The 21,603-nt window shown below is 70.9% G+C and carries 24 protein-coding genes; 6 read left to right on the top strand and 18 right to left on the bottom strand.

Going from position 1 to position 21,603, the window contains the following annotated elements:
- Positions 1 to 40 precede the first annotated feature (40 nt).
- The gene (locus IE325_RS30855) at positions 41 to 691 is read right to left on the bottom strand and encodes a LysM peptidoglycan-binding domain-containing protein (protein ID WP_190073397.1); all 651 of its coding nucleotides are present in this window, start codon (positions 689 to 691) and stop codon (positions 41 to 43) included.
- 537 nt (positions 692 to 1,228) lie between these two features.
- Between IE325_RS30855 and IE325_RS30850 the strand changes: the two genes are divergently transcribed.
- Together IE325_RS30850 and IE325_RS30845 are read left to right on the top strand one after the other, a co-directional pair.
- A complete protein-coding gene (locus IE325_RS30850; RefSeq protein ID WP_190073396.1) occupies positions 1,229 to 2,011 on the top strand; it encodes a DUF8842 C-terminal domain-containing protein in 783 nt (260 codons plus the stop codon).
- A gap of 100 nt (positions 2,012 to 2,111) precedes the next feature.
- Positions 2,112 to 2,465: a hypothetical protein gene (locus IE325_RS30845; RefSeq protein ID WP_190073395.1), complete on the top strand. Its 354-nt coding sequence runs from the start codon at positions 2,112 to 2,114 to the stop codon at positions 2,463 to 2,465.
- A 54-nt stretch (positions 2,466 to 2,519) separates the two neighbouring features.
- On the opposite strand, the gene der is transcribed toward IE325_RS30845, so the two are convergent.
- The 5 genes from der to aroH all read right to left on the bottom strand — a co-directional run bounded on the left by der (position 2,520) and on the right by aroH (position 6,959).
- Positions 2,520 to 3,998, bottom strand: a complete 1,479-nt coding sequence (gene der, locus IE325_RS30840; protein ID WP_190073394.1) for a ribosome biogenesis GTPase Der — start codon at positions 3,996 to 3,998, stop codon at positions 2,520 to 2,522.
- A gap of 79 nt (positions 3,999 to 4,077) precedes the next feature.
- Positions 4,078 to 4,665: a lysophospholipid acyltransferase family protein gene (locus tag IE325_RS30835; protein WP_229912140.1), complete on the bottom strand. Its 588-nt coding sequence runs from the start codon at positions 4,663 to 4,665 to the stop codon at positions 4,078 to 4,080.
- 53 nt (positions 4,666 to 4,718) lie between these two features.
- Entirely contained in the window at positions 4,719 to 5,405 is a 687-nt protein-coding gene (gene cmk, locus IE325_RS30830) for a (d)CMP kinase (RefSeq protein WP_190073392.1), read from the bottom strand.
- Positions 5,406 to 5,514: 109 nt separating this feature from the next.
- A complete protein-coding gene (locus IE325_RS30825) occupies positions 5,515 to 6,600 on the bottom strand; it encodes a prephenate dehydrogenase (RefSeq protein ID WP_190073391.1) in 1,086 nt (361 codons plus the stop codon).
- A complete protein-coding gene (gene aroH / locus IE325_RS30820) occupies positions 6,597 to 6,959 on the bottom strand; it encodes a chorismate mutase (protein WP_190073390.1) in 363 nt (120 codons plus the stop codon). The genes IE325_RS30825 and aroH overlap by 4 nt, the downstream gene beginning before the upstream one ends.
- A 241-nt stretch (positions 6,960 to 7,200) precedes the next feature.
- On the opposite strand from aroH, the gene IE325_RS30815 reads away from it, so the two are divergent.
- Genes IE325_RS30815 through IE325_RS30800 form a run of 4 tightly spaced genes read left to right on the top strand, consistent with a single transcriptional unit; the run spans position 7,201 to position 9,622 of the window.
- Positions 7,201 to 7,848 carry a hypothetical protein gene (locus IE325_RS30815; protein ID WP_190073389.1) on the top strand — a complete coding sequence of 216 codons (648 nt, stop codon included), beginning with the start codon at positions 7,201 to 7,203 and terminating at the stop codon, positions 7,846 to 7,848.
- Between the two features lie 16 nt (positions 7,849 to 7,864).
- A complete protein-coding gene (locus IE325_RS30810; protein WP_190073388.1) occupies positions 7,865 to 8,449 on the top strand; it encodes a DUF6529 family protein in 585 nt (194 codons plus the stop codon).
- A complete protein-coding gene (locus IE325_RS30805; protein ID WP_190073387.1) occupies positions 8,446 to 8,856 on the top strand; it encodes a Rieske (2Fe-2S) protein in 411 nt (136 codons plus the stop codon). The genes IE325_RS30810 and IE325_RS30805 overlap by 4 nt, the downstream gene beginning before the upstream one ends.
- A 22-nt stretch (positions 8,857 to 8,878) precedes the next feature.
- Positions 8,879 to 9,622, top strand: coding sequence for a nucleotidyltransferase domain-containing protein (locus IE325_RS30800; protein WP_190073386.1), 744 nt, complete (start codon positions 8,879 to 8,881; stop codon positions 9,620 to 9,622).
- On the opposite strand, the gene IE325_RS30795 is transcribed toward IE325_RS30800, so the two are convergent.
- The 12 genes from IE325_RS30795 to ald form a co-directional block, all read right to left on the bottom strand.
- On the bottom strand, positions 9,548 to 10,297 hold the full coding sequence (locus IE325_RS30795; protein WP_190073385.1) for a nucleotidyltransferase domain-containing protein: 750 nt from the start codon (positions 10,295 to 10,297) through the stop codon (positions 9,548 to 9,550). The genes IE325_RS30800 and IE325_RS30795 overlap by 75 nt on opposite strands.
- A gap of 3 nt (positions 10,298 to 10,300) precedes the next feature.
- Entirely contained in the window at positions 10,301 to 11,323 is a 1,023-nt protein-coding gene (locus IE325_RS30790; protein ID WP_190073384.1) for an ADP-ribosylglycohydrolase family protein, read from the bottom strand.
- Entirely contained in the window at positions 11,320 to 12,087 is a 768-nt protein-coding gene (locus tag IE325_RS30785) for an NUDIX hydrolase (RefSeq protein ID WP_190073592.1), read from the bottom strand. The genes IE325_RS30790 and IE325_RS30785 overlap by 4 nt, the downstream gene beginning before the upstream one ends.
- A gap of 70 nt (positions 12,088 to 12,157) precedes the next feature.
- On the bottom strand, positions 12,158 to 13,567 hold the full coding sequence (locus tag IE325_RS30780; RefSeq protein ID WP_190073383.1) for an MFS transporter: 1,410 nt from the start codon (positions 13,565 to 13,567) through the stop codon (positions 12,158 to 12,160).
- A gap of 52 nt (positions 13,568 to 13,619) precedes the next feature.
- Positions 13,620 to 14,165, bottom strand: a complete 546-nt coding sequence (locus tag IE325_RS30775; protein WP_190073382.1) for a TIGR03086 family metal-binding protein — start codon at positions 14,163 to 14,165, stop codon at positions 13,620 to 13,622.
- Entirely contained in the window at positions 14,162 to 15,124 is a 963-nt protein-coding gene (locus tag IE325_RS30770) for a sigma-70 family RNA polymerase sigma factor (RefSeq protein WP_190073381.1), read from the bottom strand. The genes IE325_RS30775 and IE325_RS30770 overlap by 4 nt, the downstream gene beginning before the upstream one ends.
- Before the next feature lie 97 nt (positions 15,125 to 15,221).
- Positions 15,222 to 16,343: a pseudouridine synthase gene (locus IE325_RS30765; RefSeq protein ID WP_190073380.1), complete on the bottom strand. Its 1,122-nt coding sequence runs from the start codon at positions 16,341 to 16,343 to the stop codon at positions 15,222 to 15,224.
- Positions 16,344 to 16,354: 11 nt separating this feature from the next.
- Positions 16,355 to 16,999 (bottom strand): SMC-Scp complex subunit ScpB, encoded by a 645-nt coding sequence (scpB, locus tag IE325_RS30760; RefSeq protein ID WP_190073379.1) that lies wholly within the window; start codon positions 16,997 to 16,999, stop codon positions 16,355 to 16,357.
- A complete protein-coding gene (locus IE325_RS30755; RefSeq protein ID WP_190073378.1) occupies positions 16,996 to 18,225 on the bottom strand; it encodes a segregation and condensation protein A in 1,230 nt (409 codons plus the stop codon). The genes scpB and IE325_RS30755 overlap by 4 nt, the downstream gene beginning before the upstream one ends.
- Positions 18,226 to 18,243: 18 nt before the next feature.
- A complete protein-coding gene (locus IE325_RS30750; RefSeq protein WP_190073377.1) occupies positions 18,244 to 18,861 on the bottom strand; it encodes a hypothetical protein in 618 nt (205 codons plus the stop codon).
- Complete coding sequence (locus IE325_RS30745; RefSeq protein ID WP_190073376.1) at positions 18,846 to 19,982, bottom strand: ParA family protein; 1,137 nt, start codon at positions 19,980 to 19,982, stop codon at positions 18,846 to 18,848. Before IE325_RS30745 ends, IE325_RS30750 begins: the two co-directional genes overlap by 16 nt.
- A gap of 423 nt (positions 19,983 to 20,405) precedes the next feature.
- Positions 20,406 to 21,530, bottom strand: a complete 1,125-nt coding sequence (gene ald / locus IE325_RS30740; protein WP_190073375.1) for an alanine dehydrogenase — start codon at positions 21,528 to 21,530, stop codon at positions 20,406 to 20,408.
- Positions 21,531 to 21,603: the final 73 nt, after the last annotated feature.

The following is a 21,603-nucleotide window of genomic DNA, read 5'->3' as shown; positions in this document are numbered from 1 at the left end:
CACCCGGTCGGCGGACCGGGCGGGGCCCCTGGAGCCTCGCTCAGAGTTCGAGACGCTGTCCGGGCACGATGACATCGGGATCGCCGCCGATGACGGACTTGTTGGCGGCGTAGAGCTGCCGCCAGGTGGTCCCGTGCCGGGCGGCGATGCCGCTCAGCGTGTCGCCCTCGCGGACGGTGTAGTCACCGCGGGAGGCGTCGCGGGTCGTGTGTCCCGACGAACGCTCCGGCGTCCGCGCCGGAGTCGACGGGGCGGCCTTCGCGGAGGACGAAGACGCCTCGGGTGCGCTCCCGTACGCTCCGGCCCGGGCCGAACAGGTGGGCCACGCGCCCCATCCCTGGGCGCGCTGGACCTTGGTGGCCACGGCGATCTGCTGGGCCTTGCCGGCCTGGTCCGCCGTCGGCGCGTAGGCCGTACCGCCGTACGCGCGCCAGGTGGAGGCGGAGAACTGGAGCCCGCCGTAGTAGCCGTTGCCGGTGTTGATGTGCCAGTTGCCGCCGCTCTCGCACTGGGCGATGCGGTCCCACACTCCGCTGTCCGCCGCCGCGGCGTTGCCGGTGGCGGCCAGCAGTCCGAGCGGGGCGAGCAGTGCCGCCCCGGCGAGGACCGCCGTCGTACGCGTGCGACTTCCGTTCGAAGCCTTCGGCGCCTTGCGAGCGTTGTCGTGAGTGTTATCGGCACATTCGGACATGTAGTTCCCTCTCGAAGCACTCGGGGTCCCCCAAGGCGGAACACCGCCGACCACGCCATGGGGCGCGTCGGTGGCGCTCGCCCCGTCCGCCGGAAGGTCGTGCTGCGAGCTGGCTGGTGCGGTCGGCGGACGTACCCGAGCGGTGCTCGTTGCACACGGCGGAGGAATGTAGGGACCCGGAGCGGCCGAGATCAACCAACTCTTTGTCATTCCAGGCCAGTTCGCCGTTACCTCCGGTATCGGCGATTTTCGGCCACCCACTTCATTCGCTGATTTCCGGATTTGTCGACCAGTGGACCTGACGATCTGTGATGCACCCCACGCAACCAACTTCCTTGGATTTCCTAGGACTTGACGGTGAGTGGGCAATTCCGCACGCAAGGTGACCCTGCGCTTCGGATGGTTCGATTCCGTTCGCTGTCGTGCGTGACTCCCGCCACAGATCCTCCGTTGTCTTCTTCATGAGCCCGGGACCCGCCCGGATCACGGGCCGGGAGCCACCCGGCCCCACCCGCACCACATCCCGAGGAGCCACCCGTGCCGCGCATGCTCGACGTCAGCGACGAGGTACGTGCCGAGATCGGCGACGAGGAAGCCGACCGGCTGCTCGCCGGAGAGAACTCCCCCGGCAGTTACGACTGCACGTCCTGCCGCACCCCGGGCGATTCCGAGCAGGAACGCACCAGCACCGTCCTGTTCATCGGGGACGAGACCGCCGTCCTCGCCTTCGCCCACGCCACGTGCCTTCCGTCGCAGGTCGTCCAGGTCACCGAGGAGCAGCTGCAGGGCGCCGTGAAGTCCATCACCGGGGACACGGTCGACCTGGAGCCGGACAAGATCGTGCCCGAGCAGGCCGTGCTCGGGGTGACCAGCGGACTGGTGCTGATCGCCGGGGAGTTGCACCCCGCGCTCGTCGTCGAGCCGACCGGCCCCATCGTGCGGCCCGGCGCGATCGGCGCCGGGGACGACTTCCTGCCGCTGCTCATCGAACAGGGGTTCATGCCGGTGACCGAGCTGGCCGATGTGCCGCCGGTGCTGCACGGCTGGTCGGTGCTGCTGGCCATGGGGCAGCTGCACGCGGTGCTGCAACCGGGGCCGAACGGGGGGCAGCCGGTCGCGTGGTGGCAGGCGCATCAGCCGCTGCTGGTGACCGACGGGTGGCGCGCGGCGGCCAACAAGCACCAGCAGGTACTGATGTTCGCGGCACCCGTGGGCTCCATCGGCCGCCAGCCCAGGGAGGACCTGCTCCGGGAGGCGCTGGACAAGGCCGCGGCGAACGGGAAGCTGGTCGGAGCGGCACTGCCCCTCGCGGGCACGTGATCGCACCCATGCGGCGGAGCGGCACACCGGCGCGGCCCCGCGCCCCTAAAGGCATGCCGCCGAACCGCATCCCATGAAGCCTGACGTCGTTTGGACATACGTGCATGCATACGACGTTCCCCGCCTTCAGGGCGGGCCATCGCCCACGCCGATCTACGACGCGCTCTACGCCGAGTACGTCAAGTCCTTCCGTTCGCTGCCGGGTGATCGCAGTGGTGAGGAGGACCTGGGGTTCATCGCGTTCGGGAACATCCAGCGGAGTACGGGCTCGTACGGCGGCCATCGCCCGGGGTCGTTCAGCAGTTCGTACAGCGCCTACAGCGCGGGGGCGCACAGCGCCCGCAACGGCAGCGGTGGTCAGCAGCCGCAGTGGCAGCGCGTGGGGCACATCGGTCCGCAGGGCACGGGGATGCACCATGTCCCGGCCGCGCTGCCGCCGGCGCGCCGGGGCTGAGCACACACGACGAAGGGGCGGCCCGCCACGGGCCGCCCCTTCGTCGTGTGTCCGTTACTTCTTCTTGCCGCGCTTCTCGCGCACCCGCACCGAGAGATGGATCGGCGTGCCCTCGAAGCCGAACTGCTCGCGCAGCCGGCGTTCGATGAAGCGGCGGTAGCCCGCCTCGATGAAGCCGGAGGCGAAGAGCACGAACCTCGGCGGCTTGGTGCCCGCCTGGGTGCCGAACAGGATGCGGGGCTGCTTGCCGCCGCGGATCGGGTGGGGGTGGGCGGCGACCAGCTCACCGAGGAAGGCGTTCAGCCGGCCGGTGGGGACCCGGGTCTCCCAGCCGGCGAGGGCCGTCTCGATCGCCGGGACCAGCTTCTCCATGTGGCGTCCGGTCTGCGCCGAGACATTCACCCGGGGCGCCCAGGCGACCTGCCCGAACTCGGTCTCGATCTCCCGCTCCAGGTAGTAGCGGCGCTCCTCGTCGAGGGTGTCCCACTTGTTGTAGGCGATGACCATGGCACGGCCGGCCTCGACGGCCATGGTGACGATCCGCTGGTCCTGCACGGAGATGGACTCGGAGGCGTCGATGAGGATGACGGCCACCTCGGCCTTCTCCACGGCGGCCGCGGTGCGCAGCGAGGCGTAGTAGTCGGCACCCTGCTGGAGGTGGACGCGCTTGCGGATGCCCGCGGTGTCGACGAACTTCCAGGTCACGCCGCCCAGTTCGATGAGCTCGTCGACCGGGTCACGGGTGGTGCCGGCCAGTTCGTTGACGACGACGCGCTCCTCCCCCGCCACCTTGTTCAGCAGGGAGGACTTGCCGACGTTCGGGCGGCCGATGAGCGCGATCCGGCGGGGGCCGCCGATCCCGGCGCTGCCGAAGGTCTGCTGGGGCGCCTCCGGCAGCGCCTCCAGGACGGCGTCCAGCATGTCGCCGGTGCCACGGCCGTGCAGCGCGGAGACCGGGTGCGGCTCGCCGAGGCCGAGGGACCACAGGTAGGAGGCGTCCGCCTCGCCGCTGGGGCCGTCGACCTTGTTGGCGCACAGCACCACGGGCTTGCCGGCCTTGCGCAGCAGTCGTACGACCGCCTCGTCGGTGTCGGTGGCGCCCACCTTGGCGTCGACGACGAACACGACGGCGTCGGCGGCCTCGATCGCGAACTCGGCCTGCGCTGCGACGGAGGCGTCGATGCCGAAGACGTCCTGCTCCCAGCCGCCGGTGTCGACGACCTTGAAGCGGCGGCCCGCCCACTCGGCCTCGTAGGTCACGCGGTCGCGGGTGACGCCGGGCTTGTCCTCGACGACGGCCTCGCGGCGCCCGATGATGCGGTTGACGAGAGTCGACTTGCCGACATTGGGCCGCCCGACGACGGCGAGGACGGGCAGCGGGCCGTGGCCTGCCGCCTCGATGGCGCCCTCGACGTCCTCGAGGTCGAAGCCCTCTTCCGCGGCGAGCTCCATGAACTCCGCGTACTCGGCGTCGCCAAGCTCTCCGTGGTCGTGCTCCCCGCCCGAGCCCTCGGAGTGGATGTGGTCGTTCATGAAGTCCGTACCTCGTCGTTCATCGTGGTGATCGGTGGAACGCCCGGTTTCTCCCGGCTGATCCACTACTCAGTGTCGCCTAGCGGCCGGTCAGCCGCCTGGCGTTTTCCAGGTGCTCGGTGAGCTGCTTCTGGATGCGCACGGTCGCCTCGTCCAGCGCCCTGCGCGTGCGCCGCCCGCTGCCGTCGCCCGCGTCGAAAGGCTCGCCGAAGACGACATCGACCCGGTGCCGCAACGGAGGCAGCCCCTTGACCAACCGTCCGCGCTTCTCGGAACTTCCCAGCACCGCGACCGGGACGATCGGGGCGCCGCCGCGCACGGCGAAGTAGGAGAGCCCGGCGCGCAGCGAGGCGAAGTCGCCCTCGCCGCGGGTGCCCTCGGGAAATATGCCGAGGACGCCGCCGTTCTTCAGGACGTCGAGGGCCTGTGTGATGGCGGTGCGGTCGGCGGAGTGCCGGTCCACCTTGAGCTGGCCGATGCCGGTCAGGAAGGGGTCGAGCGGGCCGACGAAGGCTTCCCTCTTGATCAGGAAGTGCACCGGCCGGGGTGCCACGCCCATCACCATCGGCCCGTCGATGTTGTGGCTGTGGTTGACCGCGAGGATCAGCGGCCCGGTCGCGGGCACCTTCCAGGCACCCAGGACCCGCGGCCGCCACAGCCCGTACATCAGGCCGACGCCGATGCGCCGCCCGATGTCGGCACCCCGCTCTGACGGAAGGCTCACTTCGCGGCTCGCTTCTCCTCGACGAGCGTCACGACGCACTCGATGACCTGCGGCAGCGTCAGCGCGGTGGTGTCCACCTCGACCGCGTCGTCCGCCTTGGCGAGCGGCGAGGTCTTGCGGCTGGAGTCGGCCGCGTCACGCTTGATCAGGGCCTCACGGGTGGCGTTGACGTCGGCGCCCTTGAGCTCACCGCTGCGCCGGGCCGCGCGGGCCTCCGCGGAGGCGGTGAGGAAGATCTTCAGGTCGGCGTCGGGCAGCACGGTCGTACCGATGTCGCGGCCCTCGACGACGATGCCGTACTCGGCGGAGGTGGCCAGCGTGCGCTGGAGCTCGGTGATCCGGGCCCGGACCTCGGGCACCGCGCTGACCGCGCTGACCTTGGAGGTGACCTCCTGGGTGCGGATCGGGCCGGCCACATCGGTGCCGTCGACGCTGATCGTGGGGTTCGCCGGGTCGGTGCCGGAGATGATCTCCGGCTTGGCGGCGACGGCCGCGATCGCGGTCGGGTCCTCGATGTCGATGCCGTTGCTCACCATCCACCAGGTGATCGCCCGGTACTGGGCGCCGGTGTCGAGGTAGCTCAGCCCGAGCTGCGCGGCGACGGCCTTCGACGTGCTCGACTTGCCAGTGCCGGAGGGGCCGTCGATGGCGACAATCACGGGCTTGGCGGCACCGTTTTCCACGGGGGGACACCTTCCTGGTGCGGTGAGGCGGGAGTGTGGGGACGCGAGGGCGCCCCGCACAAGGTTACCGGGCTCCCGTCACTCGTCCGGCCGCGCACTGTTCAGGGCCCTACTGCCGGATCGCCCAGCCCCGCTCCCGCAACGACGCCGACAGCACCGGCGCCGCCTTCGGCTCCACCATCAGCTGGACCAGACCGGCCTGCTGCCCCGTGGCGTGCTCGATCCGCACGTCCTCGATGTTGACCCCGGCCCGGCCGGCGTCGGCGAAGATCCGCGCCAGCTGTCCCGGCTGGTCGTCGATGAGTACGGCGACGACCTCGTAGACCCGCGGGGCGGCCCCGTGCTTGCCGGGCACCCGCACCTGGCCGGCGTTCCCGCGCCGCAGCATGTCCTCGATCCCGGCGGTGCCCTCGCCCCGCTTGGCCTCGTCGGACGACTGCAGCGCGCGCAGCGCCCGCACCGTCTCCTCCAGGTCGGCGGCGACATCGCCGAGGAGGTCGGCGACGGGGCCTGGGTTAGCGGAGAGGATGTCGATCCACATCCGGGGGTCGGAGCCGGCGATCCGGGTCACATCGCGAATGCCCTGGCCGCACAGCCGTACGGCCGTCTCCTCGGCGCTCTCCAGCCGCGCGGCGACCATGCTGGCCATCAGATGGGGCATGTGGGACACCAGGGCGACCGCGCGGTCGTGGGCGTCGGCGTCCATGACCACCGGCACGGCACGGCAGTGCGAGACCAGTTCCAGGGCGAGGTTCAGCACCTCGGTGTCGGTGTCGCGGGTGGGGGTGAGCACCCAGGGGCGGCCCTCGAAGAGGTCGCCGCTCGCGGCCAGCGGGCCGGACTTCTCGCGGCCCGACATGGGATGCGTGCCGATGTACGACGACAGGTCGAGCCCGAGCGCCTCCAGTTCGCGGCGCGGTCCGCCCTTGACGCTGGCCACGTCGAGGTAGCCGCGGGCCACGCCCCGGCGCATGGCGTCGGCGAGCACCCCGGCGACGTGCGCGGGCGGGGCGGCGACGATCGCGAGGTCGACGGGCCGCTCGGGCGCCTCGTCGGTGCCGGCGCCGAGCGCGGCCGCCGTACGGGCCTGCTCGGGGTCGTGGTCGGCGAGGTGGACGACGACGCCCCGCTGGGACAGGGCGAGCGCGGCGGACGTACCGATGAGGCCGGTGCCGATGACGAGTGCGGTTCTCACTGGGCGATGTCCTTGCGCAGGGCGGCGGCGGTACCGAGGTAGACATGCGCGATGTCGGCGCGGGGCCGGTCGGACTCGATGTGCGCGAGGACGCGGACCACCCGGGGCATGGCGCCCTGGATGTCGAGTTCCTGGGCGCAGATCAGCGGTACGTCGACGATGCCGAGCTTGCGGGCGGCGGCCGCCGGGAAGTCGCTGTGCAGATCGGGCGTGGCCGTGAACCAGATGCTGATCAGGTCGTCCACGCCCAGGCCGTTGCGCTCCAGGATCGTGGTGAGCAGGGCCCCGACCTGCTCGTCCATGTGGCCGGCCTCGTCCCGCTCCAGTTGGACGGCCCCCCGGACCGCTCGTACCGCCACGACGCTGCTCCTTGCTGATGTACGGATCGGCTCTGCGACTGTCCAGCCTAGTCAGCCCGGGTGCGGGGGACGCGGGTCGCCCGCCCGCTGAGACACCCCGGGCCCCGGACGGTCGGCTTTGGGTCAATGTCACCCGTCCATCCCGATTTCGCTACCGGACCGCGAACGCCACCGTGCGCCTCTGGACGGCGGGCCATGGCTCCGCTCTCATGGGCGTCAAGCTCGCCTCGGGGGAGGCCTCATGAAGCGTCCCGGACCCTTGCTCACCTTGCTCGCGGGACTGTTGGTCGGTGTGTTCATGCTGTCGCTCAACGCGACGACGGGGACGAGAAACGCGTCGTCATCACCGCCGACGACCGCGACCCCGACTCCGACTCCGAAGTCGTCCCCGGCCCCGTCACCGTCGCCCTCGAAGACCCCGATCCCCGACGCCCGCTACACCGGCCGCACCGACGACGACTCCGCCTCCGTGGCCGTGACCCTGCGCGGCGGAAAGGCCCTCGCGTACTACTGCGACGGCCGCGCCGAGGAGGCGTGGCTGAAGGGTGACGTGAACGACGACGGGACCATGCGCCTGACCGCCGAGGACGGCTCCGTGCTGAACGGCGCCCTCAAGGAGGGCAACCGGATTCGCGGCACGGTCGACGTCGGCGGCGGGAGCCAGGCCTTCACCGCCGACCGGACGACGAAGCCGGCCGGTCTGTACCGGGCCACCGCCACCGTCAACGGCACCGAGACCGACGGCGGCTGGATCGTGCAGCCGGACGGCGGTCAGGTCGGCATCCTCACCCGCGACGGCCGCCCCGCACCCGCCCCGCGGCTCGACCCGGGCACCGGCGCGGTGACGGTCGACGGACAGCGCCTCACGGCCCGCCCCGCCACACCTTGACCCCCGGGAGTCGATCATGACCGTCGACCCGAACGCCGTCACCCAGGACTTCCCGTCCCCGGGGCCCGGCCACCGCCGCCCGGGCGCGGCCCGCTATCTGATCCCGGCCCTGGTCGCCGGCGCGGTCGCGGTCGCTCTCGGGGCGTACGGCAAGGTCCATGACCCCGCCGGGACGGTCTTCAACCTCGCCGGGTTCAGCAGCACGATCGCGTTGAAGTCCTGGCTGGCGACGGCGGCGGTGTTCTTCGCGCTGGTCCAGCTGGTCTCGGCGCTGATGCTGTACGGCAGGCTGCCGGGGCCGGCCTGGTCGTCCGCGCTGCACCGCTGGTCGGGCCGTGTGGCGTTCCTGCTCTCCGTCCCGGTGGCGGTGCACTGTCTGTACGCGCTGGGCTACCAGACATACGATTCGCGCGTTTTACTGCACTCCATCCTGGGTTGCTTCTTCTTCGGTGCATTCAGTGCGAAGATGCTGTTGCTCCGCTCGGAGCGACTCCCGGGCTGGCTGCTGCCGATCGTCGGCGGTCTGGTCCTCACCGCACTCACGATCATCTGGCTCACATCCGCCCTCTGGTTCTTCCGCACGTTCGGAGTGACGACATGACCAACCGTCCGACGCGGCGCACGATCCTCATCGCGACGGGCGCGACAGGCGCGGCGGCGCTCGTCGCGGGCTGTGGCGATTCCGGCGGCGACGGCGGCTCGGCCGCCAGCCTCACCCCCGGCCAGCAGCTGGCCACCACCACCGACATCCCGGTGGGCGGCGGCAAGATCTTCGCGGACGAGGAGGTGGTGGTGACCCAGCCGAAGGCCGGCGAGTTCAAGGCGTTCTCCGCCATCTGCACCCATCAGCAGTGCACGGTCTCCACGGTCGAGGACGGCACGATCAACTGCCCCTGCCACGGCAGCAAGTACCACATCGCGGACGGTTCGGTGGCCCACCCTCCGGCGCCGAGGCCGCTGCCGGAGAAGAAGATCACCGTGGACGGAAATTCGATCCGTCTGGCGTGATCCGCCGCGTACGCTCCGGGGCATGCTCCCCGAGACCCTGGTGCGCGACCACACGATCTACGCCTGTGTGATGGGTTCGCGCGCCTTCGGTCTGGCGACGGACGACAGCGACACCGACCGCCGGGGCGTGTTCCTCGCCCCCACGCCCCTCTTCTGGCGCTTCGAGAAGCCGCCGACGCATGTCGAAGGGCCCCTTGAGGAGCAGTTCAGCTGGGAGCTGGAGCGCTTCTGCGAGCTGGCCCTGCGCGCCAACCCGAACATCCTGGAGTGCCTGCACTCCCCCTTCGTGGAGTACGTCGACGACACCGGCCGTGAGCTGCTGGCCCTGCGCGAGGCCTTCCTGTCCCGCCAGGCGTACGAGACGTTCACGCGCTACGCGCTCGGTCAGCGCAAGAAGCTGGAGGCCGACGTCCGCGTGCACGGCGCCCCGCGCTGGAAGCACGCGATGCACCTCCTGCGCCTCCTGGCGAGCGCCCGCGACCTGCTGCGCACCGGGCATCTGACGATCGACGTCGGCGACCGGCGCGAGCAACTGCTGGAGGTCAAGCGCGGCGAGGTGCCCTGGCCGGAGGTGGAGTCCCGGATGACCCGCCTGGCGGGCGAGGCGGAGGAGACCGTGCACGCGAGCCCTCTCCCGGCCGAGCCGGACCGGCGCCGCGTGGAGGACTTCCTCGTCCGGGTCCGCCGCGCCTCAGCCCTCCAGCCGGACCCGTACGACGAAGGCGTGCAGGGCGGCATGGGCATCGGGGGCGTCGGGCAGGGCTGAGGCGGCCTGCGCCTCGTCCAGCACGCCGTGCAGCCGCTCCACGTCGGCCGCCACGCGCGCGTGGTCGACATCGGCGGCCCCGTGCTCCCGCTCAGCCTTGGCCACGATCAGCTCCGGCAGATAGCCGGGCGCGTCGACCTCGCCGATCAGCGTGGGCAGATGCGCCTGCACCTCACCGCTGCGCATCAGATGCACCCCGGTGAGCAGCGCCCGGAAGGTGTAGAGCAGCGGCTTGAGTTCGCCGGTCTTCTCGAACAGCCGCCACTGCGTGCCCGCGAATCCTCGATAGTGATGGGCGTGGTGGCCGGTCAGGACACCCGGGGCGAGGCCTGCCAGCTCCCGGTGGGCGTCGGTGGTGTGCACGACGAGCGGGGAGAGCAACTGCTCCAGGACGTAGCCGTTGCGGCGCAGCATCAGCCGTACGAACTTGCGCAGGTCGTGGGTGACCAGGTCCATCTCGACGCCGTCCCGGTCCCACATCCGCGAGCGCGTCTCGTCCGGTTCCCGCAGCCCGACGAGGTCGGCGACCGGCAGCAGATGGACGCCGCGCAGGTCGACGTCCGAGTCGCGCGACGGGAAGCCGTACAGGTGTGCGCCGGAGACTGTCGCGAACAGCAGCGGGTCTGGCTGTTCGGCGACTACGGGCGCGAGGTCGATGTCCAGGGCGTCGATCATCGCTCAAGCGTCCCAGAGCGCCCCGAGGGTCATCAGGTCGCCCTGGTACTCGATCCGGTCCGCCCACTCGGTCGGCCAGGCGTCCGCGCCCAGGCAGGCGCCCGCGAACGCGCCGGCCAGACAGGCGATGGAGTCGGAGTCCCCGGACGTACAGGCGGCCCGGCGCAGGGCCGTCAGCGGCTCGTCGACGAACCACAGGAAGCACAGCAGCCCGCTCGCCATGGCCTCTTCCGCGATCCAGCCCTCGCCGGTCGCCAGGCACGGGTCGGTCTCGGGCGACGCGGTGCGCACGGCCTCCTGGAGGCGGTCCAGGACACCCAGGCACTCGTCCCAGCCGCGCGCGATGAAGTGCTCGGCCGACGGGTCCTGGCTACGGGTCCACAGATCGCCGAGCCAGCGCTCGTGGTAGTGGGTGCGGTTCTCGTAGGCGTACGACCGCAGCAGCCCGACCAGCCCGGTCGGCTCGGCGCCCTGGGCGAGGAGGCGTACGGCGTGTGCGGTCAGGTCGGACGCCGCGAGCGCCGTCGGATGGCCGTGGGTGAGCGCGGACTGCAACTGGGCGGCGCCCGCGCGCTGTTCGTCGCTGAGACCGGGGACGAGCCCGATCGGCGCGACACGCATGTTGGCGCCGCAGCCCTTGGAGTTGATCTGGCTGGCGTCCTGCCAGGGCCGGTTCTCATCCTTGAGCAGATTGCAGGCGACCAGACAGGTCCGGCCCGGCGCGCGGTTGTTCTCCGGTGACTGGTACCAGTCCACGAACTCCTCGCGCACCGGCCGCTCCAGCCGCTTCGGCCCGAGCACACCCCGGTCCATCGCCGTCCTCAGCCCCTTCCCCAGCGCCAGCGTCATCTGGGTGTCGTCGGTGACGATCGCCGGCGTCGGCAGCTCCATCTCGCGCCATGGCCCGCACTTGGCGAGGATCGACGGCACGTCGTTGAACTCGGTCGGGAAGCCGAGCGCGTCCCCGAGGGCGAGGCCGAGCAGGGAGCCGGTGGCGGCGCGCTTGCGGACGGTGGTGGTGGTCATGCGGGGTGTCCTTCCGGGGTCGGCCGGAGCAGGGGCGGGTGGAGGGCGGTGGCGGTACCCGCGCGGTACAGCGCGGCCGGCTTGCCGCGCCCGCCGGTGAGCCGGGCGGCGCCGGGCACGGGTGCCACGAAGCCCGGCGTGGCGAGCACCTTCCGGCGGAAGTTGGGCCGGTCCAGGGCGGTGCCCCACACCACCTCGTACACGTGCTGCAACTCGCCGAGGGTGAACTCGGGCGGGCAGAAGGCGGTGGCGAGACAGGTGTATTCGAGCTTGGCGCCGACCCGTTCCTGCGCGTCGGCCAGGATGCGGTCGTGGTCGAAGGCGAGCGGGCCCGCCTTGTCGTACGGCACCCAGCGGGCCTGTGCGGCGTCGCTGCCGCCGTGCGGTTCGAGCGAAGCGAGGTGGGGGTCCCCCCGGAGGGAGTCTGGGGGAGGGTGGGGCAGCAGGGCGGTGAAGGCGACGGTCACGACCCGCATCCGGGGGTCGCGGCCGGGTTCGCTGTAGGTGCGCAGTTGCTCCAGGTGCAGCCCGGAGACGTCCGACAGGCCGGTCTCCTCGGCGAGTTCGCGCCGGGCGGCCGTCTCCGCCGACTCGTCCGGCTGCACGAAGCCGCCGGGCAGCGCCCAGTGCCCCTTGAAGGGCTCCTGTCCGCGCTCGACGAGCAGGACGTGCAGGACGCCGTCGAGGATCGTGAGGACGGCGAGGTCGGCGGTGACGGCGAAGGGTTCATGGGCGTACTTGTCGTACGCGTACGTCCCGTCCATCTCGGCCATGTGGACCCACCCCCTTAATAGTCACTACGACTATAAAGAAGGTGGGCCCCGGCCACAACCCCTAGGCCCGACGCGGTGCGAACGCCGCCACCGCCGCCCCCACGGCCGCCGCGCCCGCGCTCACCCACAGCGCCGCCCCGGCGCCGTCGATGAACGCCTCCGGTGAGCCATAGCCGCCGTACGTCGTGAACACGGCCGCGGCGATGGCGACCCCGAAGACGCCGCCGAGTTCGCGCAGGGCGTTGTTGACGCCGGCCGCGACACCCGCGTCGCCCAGCGGGACGGACGAGGTCACGGCGTTGGCCACGCTCGGGAAGACCATGGAGATGCCGACGCCCGCGACGATCAGCGGGAGGACGAGGCTGCCGTATCCGACGCCGGGTTCCAGCTGTCCGGCCAGCAGGGCGAGGCCGGTCGCCTGGAGCAGCAGGCCGCCCAGCATGAACGGCCGGTTCCCGAACCGGTCGGCCAGCGCCCCGGCGATCGGTGCGATCAGCAGGGGCGTGGCGTTCCAGACGAGGATCCGGACGCCCGCCTCCAGCGGGGAGTAGCCGAGGCCGAGCTGGAAGAGCTGCGTGATCATGAACAGGGCGCCGAGCAGCGAGGCGAAGAGCAGGAAGGCGGAGGCGTTGGCGGTGGAGAAGCCGCGCCGCCGGAAGTGCGACAGGGGCAGCATCGGATAGCGGGCCCCCTTGCGCTCCCAGCCCAGGAAGGCTGCGACGAACACCACCCCGACCGCCAGCGCGGCCAGCACCTCGGCGCTCCCCCAGCCGACCTCGGGCGCCCGCACCGGCGCCCAGGCGAGGCCGGTCAGGCCCAGGGCCGCCAACGCCAGTCCGATCAGGTCGAGTTGGGGGCGGGTGCCGTAGCTCTCACGCAGCTTGGTCGCGGCGAGCGGCAGCATGGCGAGCCCGATGGGCACGTTCAGCCAGAAGATCCACTGCCAGGACAGCCCTTCGGTGACGGCCCCGCCGAGCACCGGCCCGGCGGCCACCCCGAGTCCGGTGACCCCGCCCCACATCCCGATGGCGACGCCCCGCTTCTCGGCCGGGAACGCCTCGCTGATCAGGGTCAGGGTGAGCGGCAGCAGTACGGCGGCCCCGGCGCCCTGGATGACGCGTGCGCCGATGAGCTGGCCCGGGCCCTGGGCGAGGGCCGCGGCGGCCGAGGCCAGCGTGAAGACGGCGAGGCCCACGACGTACATCCGGCGCCGCCCGAACCGGTCCCCGAGCGCGGCGCCGGTCAGGGTGAGACAGGCGAAGACGAGGTTGTAGGCGTTGATCGTCCATTCCAGCTGGGACAAGCTCGCCCCGAAGTCGGCCCGCAGGGCGGGCAGCGCGGTGGCGACGACCACGACGTCGAGGGAGCACAGCAGCGCGCCGAGCCCGGCGAGGGCGACGGTCCACACGCGGCGTGGCGCATGTTCGGCGGGGGGTGGTGTGCGGAGGGGGGCTTTGAGGGTCTCGGTCATGGTGCTGCCTTCCGTGAGATCACGACGGTCACTCACGGAAGGCAGACCCGGCTCACCCCGGAAAGGAATCGCGGCGGCCCAGGAAGGCCAGCAGCCGCACATCGGCACGCGCGCGTGGCGGCACGTCGACCGGCGCGCCGAACCGCACCCCCCGGTCCTCCTCCGCCACCACACACCGGGCGACGCTCAGCAACTCGGCCGCGAGCGGGACGGGAAGGGGCCTGGGCAGGCCGCAGGCTTGCGCCACGTCCCACCCGTGCACGGCTATCTCCACCGCCCCCACGGCCCCCATCACCCGTACATCCAGCGGCCGTTCGCCCACCAGGGTCGTGTGTGGCGGCCCGGCGGCCCAGGCGCCGAGCACCGCGCACGCGCGCGTACGGAAGCCGCAGACGCGGTCGGCACGCGGGAGCAGATCGATCCGCCCGCCGGTCAGCCCCTCGTAGAGCGCCTCCAGCGAGTCGTCGAGGTGCGCCAGCAGCTCCCCCAGGTCCCACTCGGCGCACGGCGTCGCCCGCCCCGGGCTCGCCGACCCGACCTCGGCGACGCTGCCCAGCGCATAGGCGAGCGAGCGCTCCAGCAGCTCCCCGGAGTTCACGGCAGCTCCTTCGACAGTCCGAACCGGACCAGCACGGCCGGATCGAGGAAGGCCGTGATGCGGGCCAGGGAACCGTCCACCACGGTCAGCACCTGCACGGAGTGCCCCCGGAAGACCCCGTCCTCCTCGCGTACGTACATCGCGACGGCCGGCTGCCCGTTCGCGCGAATGGGCAGCATCCGCAGGGCGCCCGTCTCGTGCACACCTGCGTGCAGGAAGCACAGCACGTCCTTCTTGCCGCGGTACCACTCCAGGAAGGGCGGCATCTCCAGTTCGACGCCGTCCTGGAGGAGGCCGATCAGGGAGTCCAGGTCGGCGTTCTCGAAGGCGGCCACATAGCGGTCGAGCACCTCGCGGTCGGCGGCGCCCTCCGGCTCCTCGACCAGGTCCTCGTCCGGCGCCAGCTCGTCGAGGCGGGCACGCGCGCGTTGGAGGCTGCTCTTCACGGCCGCAGTGGAGGTGCCGAGCAGCGCGGCCACCTCGGTCGCCCGCCACGCCAGCACGTCCCGCAGGATCAGTACGGCCCGCTGCCGCGCGGGCAGATTCTGCAGCGCCGCGACCAGTGCGAGGCGCAGACTGCCCCGCGCTGCGACGACGCTCGCCGGGTCGATCAGCGTGTCGGGCAGCGGCTGGAGCCACGGAACGTCCGTCACAGGGGCCGTCAGCGGCTCCTCGGGCGCCTCTGCGGGCCCGCCGAGCCCCGAGGGCAGCGGACGTCGCGCGCGCCCCTCCAGGGCCGTCAGACACGTGTTGGTGGCGATCCGGTGCAGCCAGGTCCGCAAGGACGCCCGGCCCTCGTAGCCGTCGTAGGACCGCCAGGCCCGCAGATACGTCTCCTGCACCAGATCCTCGGCCTCGTCGACCGAGCCCAGCATCCGGTAGCAGTGCGCGAGCAGCTCCCGCCGGTACGGGTCGGTCAGCCGTACGAACTCGTCGCGGTCCACAGTGGTCGCACCCATCCCCGCTCCCTCCGTCACTCATACAGACTGGCGGAGCGGCGAAAACGAATCGGCCGGCCCCGGAGCGATTCCGGAACCGGCCGAGACAGTCGGGTGTCTACAGATCGACTTCCTGCATCAGCATCCCGACCTCGGTGTTGGACAGCCGGCGCAGCCAGCCCGACTTCTGGTCGCCCAGGGTGATCGGCCCGAAGGAGACGCGCACCAGCTTGTCGACGGGGAACCCGGCCTCGGCGAGCATGCGGCGCACGATGTGCTTGCGGCCCTCGTGCAGGGTGACCTCGACCAGGTAGTTCTTTCCGGTCTGCTCGACGACCCGGAAGTGGTCCGCGCGCGCGTAGCCGTCCTCCAGCTGGATGCCGTCCTTGAGCTTCTTGCCCAGGTCGCGCGGGATCGGGCCGACGATGTGCGCGAGGTAGGTCTTCTTCACGCCGTACTTGGGGTGGGTGAGGCGATGGGCCAGCTCACCGTGGTTGGTGAGCAGGATGACGCCCTCGGTCTCGGTGTCGAGCCGCCCGACGTGGAAGAGCCGGGTCTCACGGTTGGTGACGTAGTCGCCCAGGCACTGCCGCCCCTCGGGATCCTCCATGGTGGAGACGACACCGGCGGGCTTGTTGAGCGAGAAGAACTGGTACGACTGCGTGGCGACGGTCAGCCCGTCGACCTTGATCTCGTCCTTCTCGGGGTCGACGCGCAGCCCCTGCTCCAGCACGATCTCGCCGTTGACCTCGACCCGCGCGTCCTCGATCAGCTCCTCGCAGGCGCGCCGGGAACCGTAACCGGCCCGCGCGAGCACCTTCTGCAGCCGCTCGCCCTCCTGCTCGGCGCCCGGGAAGGTCTTGGGGAGCTTGACGTCCTTCTTGCCGGCGTAGCGCTCGCGGTTGCGCTCCTCGGCCCGCGCGTCGTACTCACGGGAGGTCGCCGGAACCGAACGGCCCCGACCGGTGCCCTGGCCCTGCCGGGGCCCGCCCTTCGCGCCACCGCGCGCCGAGGCACCGCGCCCCGACTTCGGGCCGTCCGGGGAGGCGCCGGGGCCCACGTCGTAGCGGCGCTCCTCGGGGCGGGGCTTCCTCGGTCGGCCGCCCTGCTTGTCGTCGCGGGCATTGCCGGCGCCACGGTAGTTACCGCGGCCCCCACTGCTCCCGCCGCGGCCGCCGCTGTTGCCACCACGGCTCCCGCCGTTGTTTCCGCTGCTGTTCCTGCCGCTGCTGCTTCGCATCAAATTTCCGTCTAGTTGTCGTCTGCGTCCTCGGAATCCGGAGCGTCCGGATCGAACGACGGTACGCCCTCCTGGGTCTCGGCCTCGATCGCCTCCGCCTCCGGGAGGAAGGGCGCGAGCTCCGGGAGCTCGTCCAGACCGCGCAGGCCCATCCGCTCCAGGAAGTAGTTCGTCGTCCTGTACAGGATCGCACCTGTTTCGGGTTCCGTGCCCTCCTCCTCGATCAGCCCGCGCTGAAGGAGGGTGCGCATCACGCCGTCGCAGTTCACTCCGCGCACGGCGGAGACCCGGCTACGGCTGACCGGCTGGCGGTACGCGACGACGGCGAGGGTCTCCAGAGCGGCCTGGGTGAGCCGCGCGGTCTGCCCCTCCAGGACGAGACGCTCCACGGCCGCTGCGTACTCGGGCCGGGTGTAGAAACGCCAGCCACCGGCGACGAACCGAAGCTCGAAGCCACGGCCCTGTGTGAGGTACTCGTCAGCGAGTTCCCTCAGGGCCCTGGCGATCTGCCGCTTGGGCCGCTCCAGGAGCTTCGCGAGGTGCTCCTCGGTCGCGGGCTCGTCCACGACCATCAGCATCGCCTCCAGGGCGGGCTTGAGATCGAGGTCCGCGACGCCGCGCAGCCCGGCCGGAAGCTCGGTGGTCTCCTCACTCACGCCTTCTCCTCCTCCTTCGGCAGCTCGGGCGGCCGGTCGAACTCATCGGTCACCTGGGGCGCGTCATCCCCGTCCCCACCGGTCCACCGCACGACCAGCTCCCCCAGGGCGATCTCCTGGTCGAGGGCCACGGCCTTCTCCCGATACAGCTCCAGCAGCGCCAGGAATCGCGCTACGACGGTGAGGGTGTCGTCGGTGTCCCGGACCAGGTCCCTGAAGCTGGCCTCCCCGAGCTCCTTCAGCCGCGCGACGACGATCCCGGCCTGCTCCTGCACGCTGACCAGCGGCGCGTGGATGTGATCGACGTAGACCTGTGGCTTCGGCTTGGGCTGCATCGCCTTCACCGCGAGCTTGGCGAATCCTTCCGCCCCGATGCTGATGACGACCTCGGGCAACAGCTCGGCATGGTGCGGTTCGAGCCCGACGGTCCGCGGATAGCGCCGCGCCTCGTCGTCGAGCCGCCGGCTGAAGATATCGGCGATCTGCTTGTACGCCCGGTACTGCAGCAGCCGCGCGAACAACAGATCCCGCGCCTCCAGCAACGCGAGGTCCGCCTCGTCCTCCACCTCGGCGGAGGGCAGCAGCCGGGCCGCCTTCAGATCGAGCAGCGTCGCCGCGACGACCAGAAACTCGGTCGTCTCATCCAGATCCCAGTCCGGCCCCATGGCCCGGATGTGCGCCATGAACTCATCGGTCACCTTGGACAACGCGACTTCGGTGACATCGAGCTTGTGCTTGGAGATCAACTGGAGGAGGAGGTCGAAAGGCCCCTCGAAGTTGGAAAGCCGCACTTTGAAGACACCGTCACCGGGGTCTTCGGGGTCGGGGGCGGGGGGCTCGGCAAGGCCCGCTGCGGCTTGCTCGGCGGACAGATCGCCCATGGCCGCCGCTGCCTCCACGACGGACGGATCGGGAACGACCGTCGCGGCCACTTCAGCGAGCGACTCAGCGACACCCGCCACGGCCTCTGCGGCGCGCGGCTCGGCTACCCCTTCGGCGGGCGGTGTGGCCGTCTCTGCGGCAGGTGGCTCGGCTACCCGGTCGGCCGGCGATTCCGCTGACTCCTCTGCCGACGGCCCGGCAACGCCCTCCGACGACTCGCGCTCCGCCTCCGCAGCAGGCGACAGGACCGGCTCGACCCGCGGAGCGCCCGGCCCCCGCCCCAGCACACGCCGACGGCCACCGGAGGCACCGGCGCCGCGGATGGGAACGTCGTTCGAGGTCATAGCCCCCGCAGGCTACCGCTACCGCCCGCGAAGCCGTCGTACCAGGATGCTGGCGTCTCCGCGGCTCTCCAGATCCGCGAGGACCACGGCCACCGCCTCACGCACGATCCGCCCACGGTCGACGGCCAGCCCGTGCTCACCCCGGAGCACCAGACGGGCATGCTCCAGATCCATGAGCTCCTCGGCCGAGACATACACGGTGATCTTCTCGTCGTGCCGTTCGCGGCCACTGGGCCGACGCGAGGCGGACCGACCGCGCTTGCGCGATGCGGCACCGGAATTGGAGGAAGAGGCGGCGGAGGGGGAAGCGCCGGAGGCAGCCGTGGTCGTACCGGCAGAACCTTCCTGCGCCCCTTGACGCCGAGCGGAGCGCTCCGCGGACCGGCTGCGCGACTCACCGGCGTCGGCGGACTCCGCGTCGGCCGCCACATGCTCCGCGCCGTCGCCGTCACCGCCCTGCGCGGGCACCGACTGCGGTGCGTCCTCCGCGGCGGCGGCCGCGTCGCTCTCCCCCGCGGGAGCCGGTACCCGGGCCTCGCCGTTGGCGGGGCGCCGGGGAGTGGACGGCTGGAGCGCCATACCCCCTGTCGTACGGAACAGTTCGTCGGCCCCCGGCAGACTCACTCGGCGTGACACCGGGCGAGCACCTCCCTGGCGAGCTGGCGATAGGCGGCGGCACCGACGGAGTTGGAGGCGTACGTGGTGATCGGCTCACCGGCGACCGTGGTCTCCGGGAAGCGGACCGTGCGCCCGATGACCGTGTGGTAGACGTGATCGTCGAACGCCTCGACCACACGGGCCAGCACCTCGCGGCTGTGGACCGTGCGCGAGTCGTACATCGTGGCGAGGATCCCGTCGAGCTCCAGCTCCGGGTTGAGCCGCTCCTGGACCTTCTCGATGGTCTCGGTCAGCAGCGCCACACCGCGCAGCGCGAAGAACTCGCACTCCAGCGGCACGATCACCTTGTGGGCGGCCGTCAGCGCGTTGACCGTGAGCAGACCGAGCGAGGGCTGACAGTCGATCACGATGAAGTCGTAGTCGGGCAGCAGCGGCTTCAGGGCGCGCTGGAGCGTCGACTCACGCGCGACCTCGGAGACGAGCTGGACCTCCGCGGCCGACAGGTCGATGTTGCTGGGCAGCAGGTCCATGTTGGGGACCGCCGTCTTCAGGAGCACCTCGTCCGCCGACATGCCCCGCTCCATGAGCAGGTTGTAGACGGTGAGGTCGAGCTCCATCGGATTCACGCCGAGGCCGACCGAGAGCGCGCCCTGAGGGTCGAAGTCGACGAGCAGGACCCGGCGTCCGTATTCCGCGAGTGCCGCACCCAGGTTGATGGTCGACGTCGTCTTGCCGACGCCGCCCTTCTGGTTGCACATCGCGATGATCTTCGCGGGGCCGTGGTCGGTGAGTGGACCCGGGATCGGGAAGTACGGCAGCGGACGCCCGGTCGGGCCGACGCGCTCACGGCGCTGCCGGGCAGCGTCGGGCGCGAGCGTGGCCGCGTACTCGGGGTCTGGCTCGTACTCCGCGTCGGGGTCGTAGAAGTGCCCCTCGGGCAGTTCGTCGTAGTCGGCGAGTTGGTTGTGGGGCGCGCCACTTCCGTCGCCGGCCATGGCGTTCACGTGATGGCCATCCATGCTCATGTGTGCTGGCTGAGTCACCCGTGGTGTCAGGTGACTCTGGTGGGCTGCGAAGGTGCGCACCGCGACGGAGCCGACAGCCTCGAATCCCGCGGGACCCTGGCCCCGTACCGGCATTCCTGGTTGACCACCCCCGGGAGAAAATGTCGACTCATTCACAAGTCGTCTTACCTCCTTGGTGACCAGGAAATTTCTAGACAGGTCAGCGTGGCACCATGCCGACAGTCGGCGACTCTATGGCGTGTCGGGCGTTCGCAGCAACACAATCCGCCGGACCGGGCAGATGTGTCGACAATGAAACATCCCGCTGTCAAGGGCGTACGGCCGTCGCACGGCAGGTTTCAAGGGTGTGCGAATCGGTCGAAGGGTTGCGTTCGAGGCGAGTTGACCGAGAGTCGCAAAGTGACCATACACACATCCGGCCGGACCTTTTCGGGCAAGGTCCGGCCGGGTGCGTACGGTTGACGACTGGTGTTGACGTATCGCCTTTATCAGAAAGTGACTTAGCCGATCGACCGTCCGATCGGCCTTGCGAACGGCTCAGTCGAGCAGCGTCGCGAGCTCCACGTGCTCCAGGCCGTGCGCCTCCGCGACCTCGCGGTAAACCACCTTGCCGTCATGCGTGTTGAGGCCCTTGGCCAGCGCTGCGTCACGGCGCAGCGCCTCGACCCAGCCCTTGTTGGCCAGCTCGACGATGTAGGGCAGCGTGGCGTTGGTGAGCGCGTAGGTGGAGGTGTTGGGCACGGCGCCGGGCATGTTGGCGACGCAGTAGAAGACCGAGTTGTGGACCGGGAAGGTCGGCTCGGCGTGGGTCGTCGGACGCGAGTCCTCGAAGCAGCCGCCCTGGTCGATCGCGATGTCGACAAGGACACTTCCCGGCTTCATACGGGAGACCAGCTCGTTGGTGACCAGCTTCGGGGCCTTGGCGCCCGGGATGAGGACGGCGCCGATGACGAGGTCGGCCTCCAGGCAGGCCTTCTCCAGCTCGAAGGCGTTGGAGACGACGGTCTGGATCTTGGTGCCGAAGACCTTGTCGGCTTCCTTGAGCTTGTTGATGTCCTTGTCGAGCAGGGTGACGTGGAAGCCCATGCCGATGGCGATCTGCGCGGCGTTCCAGCCGGAGACGCCGCCGCCGATGACGACGGCCTTGCCGGCCAGCACGCCCGGGACACCGCCGGGCAGCACACCGCGGCCACCGTTGGCGGCCATCAGGTGGTAGGCGCCGACCTGCGGGGCGAGGCGGCCCGCGACCTCGGACATCGGGGCGAGCAGCGGCAGGGCCCGGGAGGGCAGCTCGACGGTCTCGTAGGCGATGGCCGTGGTGCCGGACTCGATGAGGGCGTCCGTGCACTCCTTGGAGGCGGCCAGGTGCAGATAGGTGAAAAGCGTCTGGTCCTTGCGGAGCCGGTGGTACTCCTCGGCGATGGGCTCCTTGACCTTCAGCAGCAGGTCGGCGGTGGCCCACACCTCGTCGGCGGTGCCGAGGATCTGCGCGCCGGCGGCGACGTACTCCTCGTCCGGGATGGACGAGCCGATACCGGCGCCCTGCTCGATGACCACCTGGTGGCCGTGGCGCACCAGCTCGTGCACGCCGGCGGGGGTGATGGCCACCCGGAACTCGTTGTTCTTGACCTCGCGGGGGATGCCGACCTTCACGTCGATCACGGTCCTTGGCTCAGAGGGTGTGGGGGCATTTCCATACATACCCAGGCGTGCAGGGCACACCAGGAGACACCGC

The sequence above is a fragment of the Streptomyces lanatus genome, from assembly GCF_014655715.1.
Lineage (GTDB): Bacteria > Actinomycetota > Actinomycetes > Streptomycetales > Streptomycetaceae > Streptomyces > Streptomyces lanatus.
The sequence above is the reverse complement of the archived record's forward strand: the minus strand, read 5'-3'. Positions and strand labels throughout refer to the sequence as shown.